7 protein-coding genes are annotated in these 12,802 nt (G+C 41.8%); 2 read left to right on the top strand and 5 right to left on the bottom strand.

Features of this window, described 5'->3' with window-relative positions; all coding sequences use genetic code 11:
* Window positions 1–32 precede the first annotated feature (32 nt).
* Window positions 33–3,773 carry a DEAD/DEAH box helicase gene (locus A33Q_RS12385; RefSeq protein ID WP_009036118.1) on the top strand — a complete coding sequence of 1,247 codons (3,741 nt, stop codon included), beginning with the start codon at window positions 33–35 and terminating at the stop codon, window positions 3,771–3,773.
* A gap of 31 nt (window positions 3,774–3,804) precedes the next feature.
* On the opposite strand, the gene A33Q_RS12380 is transcribed toward A33Q_RS12385, so the two are convergent.
* Window positions 3,805–4,926, bottom strand: coding sequence for an AAA family ATPase (locus tag A33Q_RS12380; protein ID WP_009036119.1), 1,122 nt, complete (start codon window positions 4,924–4,926; stop codon window positions 3,805–3,807).
* 210 nt (window positions 4,927–5,136) lie between these two features.
* Between A33Q_RS12380 and A33Q_RS12370 the strand changes: the two genes are divergently transcribed.
* Window positions 5,137–6,138: an SMP-30/gluconolactonase/LRE family protein gene (locus A33Q_RS12370; RefSeq protein WP_009036121.1), complete on the top strand. Its 1,002-nt coding sequence runs from the start codon at window positions 5,137–5,139 to the stop codon at window positions 6,136–6,138.
* 118 nt (window positions 6,139–6,256) lie between these two features.
* Here the strand turns inward: A33Q_RS12370 and A33Q_RS12365 are convergent, their stop codons facing one another.
* The 4 genes from A33Q_RS12365 to gldJ all read right to left on the bottom strand — a co-directional run bounded on the left by A33Q_RS12365 (window position 6,257) and on the right by gldJ (window position 12,732).
* Complete coding sequence (locus A33Q_RS12365) at window positions 6,257–7,195, bottom strand: histidine phosphatase family protein (RefSeq protein ID WP_009036122.1); 939 nt, start codon at window positions 7,193–7,195, stop codon at window positions 6,257–6,259.
* A gap of 249 nt (window positions 7,196–7,444) precedes the next feature.
* Complete coding sequence (locus A33Q_RS12360) at window positions 7,445–8,053, bottom strand: hypothetical protein (protein ID WP_009036123.1); 609 nt, start codon at window positions 8,051–8,053, stop codon at window positions 7,445–7,447.
* 704 nt (window positions 8,054–8,757) lie between these two features.
* A complete protein-coding gene (locus tag A33Q_RS12355) occupies window positions 8,758–11,181 on the bottom strand; it encodes an alpha/beta hydrolase family protein (RefSeq protein WP_009036124.1) in 2,424 nt (807 codons plus the stop codon).
* A 327-nt stretch (window positions 11,182–11,508) separates the two neighbouring features.
* Window positions 11,509–12,732 carry a gliding motility lipoprotein GldJ gene (gldJ, locus tag A33Q_RS12350; protein WP_009036125.1) on the bottom strand — a complete coding sequence of 408 codons (1,224 nt, stop codon included), beginning with the start codon at window positions 12,730–12,732 and terminating at the stop codon, window positions 11,509–11,511.
* Window positions 12,733–12,802 lie beyond the last annotated feature (70 nt).

The raw sequence follows: 12,802 nt of genomic DNA, 5'->3' as shown, positions 1-12,802 counted from the left end.
ATAACACTTCCTATTTTTGAAAAACCTCAATTATGCCTTTATCCAAATCAGAACTCAACAACGCAGAGACTTTTTTGTATTACATAAAAAAGACAGTAAAGCAAAAAGGCTATATGCTTTACCAGTCCGGAGGGGTCAGATACAGGTACTTTGATCCGGAAACTCAAAATCTGCATTTTCAGGTAAAAGGAAATATCGAAGAGGATTATCAAGTGCAGATCGACCTCAGCCTTTCACCCGAGCCTGATTTTTTTAGCGATTATGATGAGGAAGAGGATTATCGCTGCGGATGCATTTACTTCGAACAGGAACTTGAATGCAAGCATGTAGCAGCTGCACTGTATTTTATCCTGCACAACAAGAAAAGTGATTTCAAAAAAATCCTTTCTGATGAGCCCAAAGATCAAAAAAGCCTTAAAATCACTGCTTTCCCCATAAGCATTCCTTGTTCTTTGGAGGACTTGGATAAGTTTCATGAGCTTATCCCCGATGATCCTAATATCAACTATTACGATGCAGAATTGAAGAGCGTCAAATTCCTGGAAAACGGCATCATCTATTATGTCTCAGGCTATTCATTCATGGATGAGCTGTCTGTCACCTACGATGAGGGACAGGTCACCATCAATGGCAGCATTAAAAGACCCCACCTGGTAAGGGCTGGCCTCAAGTGGCTTAAAACAAGATTTGAAGGAAAGGACAAAAGGGAATTGGGCCTGCTTACCAAAGAACAAAGGGTAAATCTGATTTTGATAGAATTGGAGGATATGGGCCTGAAAGAGCAGCTGAAAGACCCGCTCAGTGCCATGGATTTTGTCCTGCATGACCAAAGGATTATTATGATCACTTCGGGCGAGTTGAATGGCTTGGTCAACCTGGACCAATACAAAAGTAATTTTACACATTACCTAAACCAAGCGAAGATAAAAAGCCTTGGCATGGGATCCTTACAAGACACCAAGGAAGTGGACATAGGGACTTACAATGTTGCTTTTGCCTTTTGCTATAACCAATGGGGTAGCTTTACTGAAATCATACCTTTTATGGCCAAAGGTTCCAAAAAGGATCCGGAGGCTTTCTCCGTCAAGTTTGAGCGGCTGGATGATCCTCATGACATCCGCTTAAAAAGAAATCAGGATCTTGAGCGCATTTTATTTCTTAGGGACAGGTTCCAAAAGTCATTGCTCAACAAATCCAGCATGAATCCTTTTGATCAGTTCAGGGAATTTTATACGGCAGCCAAAGAATATCCCCTTTTTGTGTTTAAGGGCTTTCAGTATGAAACACAGAAAATCCGCAAGGCTCACTTTGATAAGCCCTTGGAGGCATTCAAAGCCAATGCCCAATTGTTGATAGATAAAGAAGGTATCATATACAATATCAGGACCATCATTGAATTTGGGGATAAAAAATATGATTTGGCTGAAATGCAAGATCAGATCATTTTTACCCAGGCTTTTGCCGTGTACAAAAATCAGGCTTTGTTGCTTTTTGATAGCGAGCGCCTATTAAAATTACTTGCCTTTCAAATGAAGAGCAGCTTTATCCAAGTGTTGGATAAGGAATTTGAGCAATACTTCAAACATATTCTACTGCCTATGGCCTCTTTTATAGAAATCACGGATAAAACCGGGACCCTCAAAGAATCCGAAAACCCGGGACCGCTTCAAAGGCAATTGTACATTTCTGAACTGAATGGCCTTATCCTGCTGCGCCCGCAGGTGAAGTATGCCGAATCTGCTTTTTCCAACCCATTGGAACAAAGTACCATCATCGATGCAGACAACAAAGCCATATACCTGCGGGATGAAGATTACGAAGATGAATACGTAGACTTTTTAAGGAAGCTCCACCCCAATTTCAAAAATGCCGGAAGTCAGGGACTTTTTTACCTGAATCAGGACAGTTTTATGAAGGACCTTTGGTTTTTCAAAGCTTTTGAAAAACTCAAATCGGAACAGGTGCGGGTCTTTGGACTGGAAAAAATCAAAATCAAAAAGTACAACCCCTTCCCTCCTGCCATATCCATGGAGTTTGGCTCCACGCAGGACTGGTTTGAAGTCAGTGCCAAAGTGGCTTTTGGGGATCAGAAAGTCAAGTTGAAGGATATCAAAAAGGCCCTGGACAGAGATCAGGAATTTGTAGAATTGGCAGATGGAAGTATCGGGGTATTGCCACAGGAATGGGTCAAAAAATTCAGCAAGCTGTTCCGATCCGGAGAAGCCGAGAAAGAAGGGCTGAAAGTCCCCAAGACCCTTTTCCATGTGTTGGACGAATTTGAAGAGGCCCAAAGCTTCCCCGAAGTCATCCGTGAATTGGAGGAAAAAAAGGCCAAGCTGGCGGAATTTACCCAAATCAAAACCGCCAAAATACCTAAAAAGCTGAAAGCCGAGCTTAGAAATTACCAGCATACAGGCCTAAACTGGCTCAATTTCCTACAGGAATATCAATGGGGAGGAATCCTCGCAGATGATATGGGATTGGGCAAGACCCTTCAGATGATTGCCCTGATCTGTAAGCTCATTGAGCAGAATAAAAAAGCACAGGTACTGGTAGTCGCCCCGACCACACTTTTGTTCAACTGGAGAAATGAACTGGAAAAATTTGCCCCCCACCTGGGTTATTTTGTCCATCATGGCAATAGGTCAGACTCTTTGGAAGAGCTCAGCCGACATCAGGTGATCCTGACAAGCTATGGCCTGGTCATCAATGACCTGCCACTCTTGCAGCAGATACATTTTGAAGCCATCATTGCGGATGAATCCCAAGCGATCAAAAACACCCAATCACAGCGGTACAAATCCATTACCAAGTTAAAAGGAAAGGTAAAGATGGCTATGACAGGAACACCTATAGAAAACAGCCTGGCTGAGCTTTTCGCACAGATGAACTTTGTCAATCCCGGATTTTTCCTGTCTTTCAAAAGTTTCAAGGACAATTACCTCAAGCCGCTCAAAAACGGTGATAGGGAAATTCTCAGTGAATTGCAGCACAAAATCAAGCCTTTCGTGCTGAGAAGGACGAAGGAAGAGGTACTGACCGAGCTCCCGGACAAAACAGAGGAATACCTGTATTGTGTGATGAAGCCTGCCCAAAGGAAGATTTATGATGCATATAGAAATGAATACCGGGACTACCTCCTAAAGAAATTTGAGGAGGAGGGAGCCGAAAACTCCAAAATGTATGTGCTGGAAGGCCTGACCAAGCTCCGGCTTGCCTGTGATGCTACCAACTTGGTACAGCATACTGAAGCTGCCAATGAATCGGTGAAAATTGAAATGCTGCTGGAACATATCCTGGAGAAAACCGGGAAACACAAGATTTTGGTATTCAGTCAATTTGTAAAAATGCTGGGATTGGTGCAGGAAAAACTGGAGGACAACCTGATAGAATATGCCTATCTCGACGGGAAGACTTCCCTGAAAGAACGTGAAAATGTGGTGCAGCAATTTCAGCAGGATGAGAAGAAAAGGGTGTTTTTGATCAGCCTCAAAGCCGGGGGAACCGGTCTAAATCTTACTGCTGCGGATTATGTGTATGTATTGGATCCTTGGTGGAATCCTGCTGTGGAAAATCAGGCAATAGACCGCTGCTACCGTATGGGGCAGGAAAAACATGTCATCGCCTACAGGATGATCTGTAAAGATACTGTGGAGGAAAAAATCATGCAGCTGCAGCAAGCCAAAAGTAAATTGGCCAAAGAAGTCATTTCTGAGGGTGACAGCTTCCTAGGGGCCTTGGATAAGGAGAGTATGTTGGCGTTGTTTGAGTAAAGGAATTTAAGCGGATTTGAAATTTGTTGGGTTAAAGCTGCCTGTCCATCCACCTTTGGAAAAGCACATCATAGACGCCATAAAACTCTTTTCCATCCTGTCTGTATTCTTTAAAGATCAATTCTTTGACTTGAAGAGCTTCTAAAGATCTTAAAACTGTAGCCGGACTGCCTAGTTCATGGTGTGAAACAAATGCTTTGGAGGTGGGTTCCAATACTTCTTTGTCTTTGGCTATAGCTTTGAGTAGTTTCCATTGTTGATGGGTCAATAGACTTCTGTAATGGAAAAAAAAGGGTTCCTGCTCTTGAAGGATTTTGGATGCCTCCCTACGCCAAAGTGATTCTTCTATGTTTTTTTCACCACTTAAGAACACCCTATTGCAAAGTAACTGTACATAATAGGTATGGCACATGGTCCATTCCAGCATTTGGCCGACAATGGAGGGACTAAGGTTTTTGCCTGCTTCGGTAAATTTGTCCTGAATAAAATCCGCATACTGCTGTTGGTCGATTTTCCCGATTTTCAGAGGGCTTGCACTTTTGAAAAATGGTCTTCCCGGGTCGGAAAACATGCCGCTGAGAATATGCTGTTGACTTCCGGCAAAAATAAACCGAAGGTTGGGCAGAGACTGTACCAATCCTCTCAGCCATGCATCTGTATTCTGTTCCGGATAATTCCCGATTTGTTGGAACTCATCTATGGCGATAACAAGGGTGGTGTTTTGTTGTCCCAAAAACTCCACAATGTTTCTTACTTGTCTCGGGGAATCTTTGACCTCAAGCCCTACTTGGGGTATTCCGGATAGGGGGTCGAAACTCAAGGTAGGTCGAAGAGATTTGATGAAATCCCATACCTTCTTTCCCAATGCACTTTTCTCGGGTATGGATTGTAACAGTCCTGAGGCAAGGGCGTTCAAAAAATCCTTTTCGTTTTCTGTGTGCAATATATCCAGATATATACCTTGCCAACCCCCGGGCAATTTTCCCAAAATATGATGGACCAGAGCTGTTTTTCCCAGTCTTCGAATTCCCAAAAGCAGGCAAGATTCCCCACCTTTTAGCATGGAGAGAACACTCCGTGTTTCCTCTTCCCGGTCACAGAAATATTCAGGGCCAAAATAGCCAGTGGTAGGAAATGGACTGATAGGCTGCATGGAGAAAGTGAGTTTAATTTACAAAATGTAATTTACAAAATGTAATTTACATTTTGTAAATTGAGGCGGTATATTATTTAGTCCAGCTCCGTCAAAATATTTGATCAGATCAAGCCTGCCTGCTTTTTTGAACCAAAACAGCATTAAAATGCAGGCATTCCACACAATAATATTTAATTTAGTTGATACTTTAACCTTATCCATTTAGGTATGCATAAATTTTCATTTTGTATCACCATCACTTTGACCTTTCTTATGTCTTGTACTTCTACTCCTACCAAAGAAAATGCCTTTATAGAAATCTTTGATGACCGGGCCTTGGACCTGATTGATCCTGAAACGCCTTTGGTCATTCTGGCTGATGGGCATGACTGGACTGAAGGGCCCCTGTGGTGGGAAGCGGAACAAGCATTGCTATACACAGACATTCCCCAAAACTCCATTTTCAAAGTGGACATGCTAGGAAACAAAAGCCTTTATCTCAAACCATCCGGATATACCGGGGATACCGATCGGGGAGGTGAAGTGGGTGCCAATGGGTTGGTATTCTCACCCGAGGGACGCTTGGTCATGTGCCAACATGGGGACCGTAGGATGGCCTATATGGACAGTCCCTTGGATGAGCCCAAAGCTTCATTTGTGACATTGGCAGACCGGTATGAGGGAAAACGGCTCAATAGCCCCAATGATGTGGTATATGACGCCATGGGAAGAATGTATTTCAGTGACCCGCCTTATGGGTTGGAAAAAAACATGGACGATCCTGCCAAGGAGCTGGATTTTCAGGGTTTGTATGTACTGAGAAATTCGGGTGAACTGCAACTTCTTGACCGGCTTACAAGACCCAATGGACTGGCCTTCAGTCCGGATCAGAGCTTGCTGTATGTGGCAAATTCCGACCCTGATCTGGCCGTGTGGTATGTGTATGAGGTGGATATGGATGGAAACCTCAGCAGTAGAAATCTGTTTTTTGATGCCACTGACAAAGTAGGTCGGGATGGATACAAGGGCTTGCCTGATGGTATGAAAGTACATACCTCGGGTGTGATCTTTGCCACAGGTCCCGGAGGAGTCTGGGTTTTCAGCCCAGAAGGAGAGGCCTTAGCCAGAATTCATACTGGAGAAGCCACCTCCAATTGTGCTTTTTCTACAGACGAAAAGACCTTCTTTTTGACAGCGGACAGTTACGTGCTGAAGATGGATTTAAAGTGATAAAGAAAAGGCACAAAGATCCAATCATCTTTGTGCCTTTTTAGTATATACTCCATAATTAAGAGAACTGCATTTGATTTACCCAAATACAAACTGGGAAGCTGTGCCAGGTTTTCTATTAAAGGAAATCAGAATACAGTATTGAGCGCCAAATGTCGAACGGAACACCTCCCAACAATTCCAGTTCTCCTTGATTACCTTTCTTCAATAAAAACCCATCACCCATTCGAAAGAATGAAAACTGACCCTCAAAAGGGTTACCCATCAGCAAGTTGGAGTGGCCCGCCACCAACAAAATCTCTTCAGGATTCATATAATCAGGTACCAAGTCCATGACTTCGGGAAAAATATTCTCCAAGTTGTTGCAAGAAGCATGGTTGATAAGCCCATATTTTTGGATAGGCATGCCCAATTCCATGTATTCTAGAGACTGAAATGCCCGGCACATTTCGCTGCTGATGGCCTCTCCAACAGGGATATTCAATTTTTTGAAAGTATTGCCAATCAATTTTGCCTGATTCTTTCCACTTTCACTCAATTGCCTTGCATCGCTGGACTCACAGGACTTCCACCAGTCTTCCACTTCCGAATCTTCCATGTCCGCTCCAACATCAGCAATCATGTGCCTGAAGAACAAAACGAGCTCATCATTATGATTTTGAAAATTTACCAAGGAATTGATCACATTTTTATATTGCTCAGGTCTATTGGCAAATACTACAGGTAATATTTTCTTTTCACTATCAGATATAACAACCTCCACCCAAAAAATATCATTGGTGGTTTGAGGCGGTGTGAGGGTAATTTCTCCTGATGGATCCACTTGGAAATTATCCTCATTATATCTGTTTGAAAACTCTACTGGATGATTTGTTTCAATCTGAAACACCGTTGGCCCTTCTGCAGCCCTTTGAATGACTAAAAAACCGTTTTCAAATTCAGGAGAAGTAATCCGAAAATCAGTCGGAGATTCATCTGCTCTAGGGTCGCAGGCTGAAAATACAAGCGCGATTAAGAAGACAGGGATAAGCCAAAAATTAACAATCAATTTTTTCATAATGGTAAAATTTAGTGGTCAATAAAAACTGTTTCATAAAACCCCTACGAACAAAGTTTTCATTTTGTCCTAATCTAATTTAAAAAAATAAAATTTGATGTTACTGGCAAAGTAGCGTAGAATCACATTTAATTTTCATCCACTACTGTCATTGGATTGGGTTTTGGTGGTAAGGTTGCCTTCAAACTGAACGCAACCTTTAAATCCACCGAATAGATAGGTAGGGTGTACAGATCTTTTTTCCTAAGATTAAAACATGGGGAAGGCTTTTTCGATAAAGCCCTTTTGGTGTAAGTCCATGGCGAGATTTTTAGAAAATCTATTGTATAAATCCTGAAAATCATTGAGCGGAGAACCATATCCCCTCACTTTACCCATCCATACAGTATCAAATGACTGTCCATCGATCAAAAAAACATGTTTGTCAGTATTCGGTCTATAAATCATATCCCCATCCGAAATATCTTCCTGCAACCATTGGGCTCTGGTATGAACCAATAGGATAGCATCAAAATTTAGCTTTTGGAGAGTGCTGTTAAACTCCTCAAAAGGAATCGGCTTGTGAATTGGAAAAAAATCATTGACAAAGAGGAGTTTGTTCGGGTGAAATTGCCTTCTAAGGCTGTTTGACATGCTTTTTCTAATGGCATCATTGTCCAGGTCATTGAACTTCCCAAAAAACACATATTGATAATTCTCTTCATTCCATTCATAGAAGAGGTCTTCTGCGGTTGTCATGACCACCAAAAGCGAATCATACTTTTTGGGGCTGTTGGTCAACTGATGAGAATTGATATTTACTGTGGCGCAAGAAGCCAAGAGTAAGAGGGCCGGAAGTATCAATAGGAGCTTTTTCATAGATAGATCATTTAGTATTTACAGAAATTCCCAAGTGTCATCCCGAGATTTTAAAATTTTGCATTTACAGAAAGGGAATGACATCTGCAAACCCGTCATTCTGAGTGAGGAACGAACGAAGAATCTCCTGCACTCAAGTCAAAGAGACCCTTCGTTTCACTCAGGGTGACGTGCCGCCCCCAATGTATGTCAATGGTCCGAACGAAGAATCTCCTAACTTTTTTATCAAGAGATCCTTCGCATCACTCAGGGTGACGTGCCGCCCCCAATGTATGTCAATGGTCCGAACGAAGAATCTCCTAACTTTTTTATCAAGAGATCCTTCGCATCACTCAGGGTGACGACCCCTCCACATCTGTCAATGGTAACCTAGAAAATTTGAAGACTTTGTAATAGAAATTCTTCACTAAGTTCAGAAGGACGACATTTTAATGCTTTCATACTCTATGTTACTATGGTTTTAATTTAAAAGTTGTCTTTTCCAAAAAACTTAATATTGGCGCCTGAAGAATGGAAAGGTTATTCTATTGGAAATCTGATATTTATTGTTAAAAAATTTTTTTTGACATCTTGCTTTTGAATTATTCGAATGATCTACGAAACAGGAAAAAAGCAGCTTTTCTTAAGGTGATTTCTAAAATACTGGAAAAACAAAAAGCATGGAAACCTCCATGCCCTTTGTATGAATTTTTGCTTTTTTGATACTATTCCCTGTTCTTGACATACTTCTCCAACCATTCATGTTGCTCATATAAAGTATGAAGTATAGATTCCTTGGCAGAATAGCCATGACTCTCGTGTGGTAAAAACACCAAACGTGTGGTGGCTCCGTGACCTTTAAGGGCATTGTAATAACGCTCGGACTGAATTGGGAATGTACCTGAATTATTATCTGCTTCCCCATGAATCAGTAAGATTGGTGTTTTTACTTTATTGGCGTTCATAAAGGGAGACATGGTATTGTACACATCAGGAGCTTCCCAATAGGTTCTTTGCTCATATTGGAAGCCAAAAGGTGTCAAAGTTCTGTTATAGGCTCCGCTTCTAGCGATACCCGCAGCAAACAGGTCAGAGTGTGAAAGTAGATTAGCTGTCATAAAAGCACCATAGGAATGTCCACCAACAGCAATTTTGTTCCTGTCACCTATCTTGGAATCCACGATAAAATCAATGGCTGCTTCCGCGTTGGCTACTAATTGTTCTACGAAGAAATCATTGGGCTCTTCCTCGCCTTCTCCCACGATTGGCATCTCAGTCTGATCCATAATTGCATAGCCTTGAGTCACCCAAAAGATAGGAGAGCCCCAACTCAATCTGGTAAAAGTATATTTTGATCCTCTTACCTGAGCAGCTACAGCTGCTGACTTATACTCTCTTGGATAAGCCCACATCAAAACAGGCAAAGGACCATCTGTCTCAGGATTATATCCTTCAGGGGTGTAGACAGTAGCTGAAAGGTCGAGTCCATCATTTCTTTTGTACTTGACCAATTCCTTTTTTACACCCTTAATGGACTCATAAGGGTTTTCAAAATCCGTAACTTGCATTGGGGCAATTCTTCTTCTGGTATTGACCAGCCAATAATTGGGTTGCATGTCTGTACTCTCCTTTAGAGTTACAAACTCCGTGGCATCTGCATTCAGCACTTTGGCCACTCTTTCATAATAAGGGGCCTGGGACCTCCACAGGATTCTTTCTGAATTGGATTTGGTGTTGAAAGCTGAAAGGTATGGCATGCTTCCTTCAGGGGAACCGCCTTCAGAGGTCATAAAAACCTCATCTCCCTTCCTCAAAATCACATTTCTTCCATATTGGTTGCTTGTAAAAACCGGTGATCCGGGATCATTGTAAATATCATCAGAGGACCTTTCGATGATTACTTTACCTGCTTCTCCTGGTTTGGAAGGGTTGATTCGGGAAACTTTTTGCTGACGGCTGGCAAACCAACCTTCATTTAATAAAGCAAAATTATCATCAGACCAATAAATACCTCGGTACCTGTAGCCCAAGCTTGCAAGTTTGGTTGGTTGACCTTCGAAAGGAGCATCCTGCATGTAGACAATTTCTCTTTCTTCCATTTCCACTTTTGGATCACCTCCATCTTGGGCTTCTACCCAGTATAAGGTTGAAGGTTTGTCTGCCCTCCAGCTGATGGATCTTGGACCAGTCACTGTAGCATCAAAGCCCGTTGGCCTTACTTCATCCAAAGGAATTTCTGCAATGGTTTTAACCATATTTCCTGCTTTATCCCATACTTCAACATGGTATGGAAAACGGGAAGCAGGCACAAGGTAAGAGAAAGGTTTCTGCAAAAGGTCTACCATGATATATTGGTCATCTGGAGATGCGCTGATAGACTTGATCAGTCCGCTATTACCCAGTGCTGTCAGCTGACCATTTAAATCAGTCCGCATGACTTGAGAATCCATGAAGAAAGCAAAAAGCGCTTCATCATGAGGGTTGGTCAAAAGGTCCTGGTAGGTTCTTGAAGGAGCCGCGTTTCCAGAGGTTTCCTGGACCGTTGGACCTACAGGTGCTAAAGGAGCTTCAGGCATGACTCCTCTTTCCGGGTTGATTCCTTTAAAAATAATCTGATTGTCAGCAGTCCAAGAAATATCACTTCCATAAACCCCATTCACGATTTCATCTGTAAGCTTTTTGGCTTCCGCACTTTGCAGATTCACTACCCATAGGCTAATTCCTGTATTGCTGGTGTGGGTCATGGCCACATAGTTCTCGTCCTTGGACAGTGAAAAGCTTCCCAATCTGGCGTTTTCGGGTAAACCTTTTATGGCTGTTTCTTCACCTGTTCTTGTATTTTTGATCTTCACATTATTGATGGTGTAAGACCTGCTTGGACCATTTGTAGCAGGATTGATACGGATACCTGCCAGTCTCATTTCAGGCTGTGCTAATTCCTCAATTGAAGGGTTTCCCGGCCTTTCTAATAAAAGCATAAATTCGCCAGACCGGCTGAAGTTAACCAAAGGGGTCAGAGGAGCATCAACCAGCTCAGCAATTTCCTGAGGAGGTTTTTGATAGCTTAATGGCTCTTGAGCGAATGCTTCGCCAATCACCAAAAACCAAAAAAGGGCTATATAAGAGCCTGTTCTAAAGATATTATTCATGGGTTTTAATTTTTATTACAAGTTTGAAAATACAAGATGTTATTTAGTTTAAAGCCTTTTTTATCTTTTTGGTTTAAAAATTTTTTTGGCTTGAATAAAACTTGATATCCTTATATAATCTAATATGTGTATCCGCAATTAGATCACTAACCAACTTAAATAAGGGCCTAGATCAATCCGATACTAATAGATATTGGCTTGAAATCATAGGTTTATACCACCATTTAGGGCGTGTTGAAAAACGCCAACTAGAGCATAAAATCTTTGAATATAAAACAAAAAAAGGAAGCCTTTTGAGCTTCCTTTTAATTACAATTTCTGTATCAATTATTTTCCTTTTGCTCCGATAGAGATCATCGCACATCTGAATCCGATATGGTTGGTTGCAGAATCCTGATGAGCAAATCTCCTTGCTCCTGGAGTCAACCAGTAAGCCATATCTCTCCAAGAACCTCCTTTGTAAACCCTAAACTCATCGGTAATCAACATGGTAGTATAATTCTCTTCTTCATCGTAGATACCATCTTTTCTCAATGGGTTGAGATCATCAAAATCCTGGAAAGAAAGTGGTCGGTAAACGTCACCAACCCACTCATTGACATTTCCTGCCATATGGTACAGACCGAAGTCATTTGGTGGCATGTCATATACGTTTGTAGGAAGGATTTCTCCATCATTTACTTTGCTACCTGCGATACCGGCATAATCACCTCTACCTCTTTTGAAGTTGGCAAGGAAATCACCTTGTCTGCCTTTTCTTTTGATGTTGTATGGATTTCTCACGCCTCTTCCATCCCAAGGATAAATTCTTCCGTTTTCCTGGTTCTCATCCATATACTGTGTACCTATCATCGCTTTCGCAGCATATTCCCACTCACCTTCGTTTGGCAATCGGTATTCTGCAATAGCCACTCCTCTCTCAATCAACTGTCTTTTGTTGAGGGTAGAATCTACATTATTTTGTTCTCTGATGATATTGGATACAAATTCAGTTCTCCACTTGGCATAAGTATTGGCCTGAGTCCAGGAAACTCCTGCTACAGGGTAAAAATTGAACCCAGGAAATCTGAAATAATAAGTATCGTAAAGGTCATTATAGTTCATTGCTCCCGCCCAAACATTCTCCCTAGGCTCCAACTTTTGGATGGAGTCGGCACTAACGTTTTTACCCATGTAGAACAAAAACTCTCGGTAATCCACATTGGTAACTTCAGTTTCATCCATGTAAAAAGAAGCGACAGTCACTGTTCTCTCTACATTATCTCTAAATGCCATAACATCCTGCTCCTGAGAGCCTAAAACTGTCCTACCGCCTTGAATGAATTTCAACCTCGGACCGATTTTTTGTTCGGCAAATTTAGCTACAAAAAATTTGGAGCTGTCATTGATGTCTTTACTGAAATCAGCACCGGTGGAGGCGCTGGCCTTTCCAGGCTTATTTGCGGTTCTTCGGCCATAGCCGGGTTGTTTGTTACAGGAAGAAAGGATGGCTCCGCCAACAATCAGCAACATTGCTGCTATCATTCCTAAATTACTTTTTCGAAAAACCATTTGACAATACTGTTTTTTGTGCACAATTAGAACGCTAATATATAATCATTAATATCTTATCCCAAAGAAT

This window comes from Indibacter alkaliphilus LW1 (assembly GCF_000295935.2).
Classification (GTDB): Bacteria; Bacteroidota; Bacteroidia; order Cytophagales; family Cyclobacteriaceae; genus Indibacter; species Indibacter alkaliphilus.
This window is presented reverse-complemented; position numbering and strand designations above follow the sequence as displayed.

Coding starts and splice junctions, on each gene's coding strand:
- A33Q_RS12385 (WP_009036118.1), top strand. CDS start 33: ATGCCTTTATCCAAATCAGAACTCAACAACGCAGAGACTTTTTTGTAT.
- A33Q_RS12360 (WP_009036123.1), bottom strand. CDS start 8,053: ATGAAAAAGCTCCTATTGATACTTCCGGCCCTCTTACTCTTGGCTTCT.
- gldJ (WP_009036125.1), bottom strand. CDS start 12,732: ATGGTTTTTCGAAAAAGTAATTTAGGAATGATAGCAGCAATGTTGCTG.
- A33Q_RS12355 (WP_009036124.1), bottom strand. CDS start 11,181: ATGAATAATATCTTTAGAACAGGCTCTTATATAGCCCTTTTTTGGTTT.
- A33Q_RS12380 (WP_009036119.1), bottom strand. CDS start 4,926: ATGCAGCCTATCAGTCCATTTCCTACCACTGGCTATTTTGGCCCTGAA.
- A33Q_RS12365 (WP_009036122.1), bottom strand. CDS start 7,195: ATGAAAAAATTGATTGTTAATTTTTGGCTTATCCCTGTCTTCTTAATC.
- A33Q_RS12370 (WP_009036121.1), top strand. CDS start 5,137: ATGCATAAATTTTCATTTTGTATCACCATCACTTTGACCTTTCTTATG.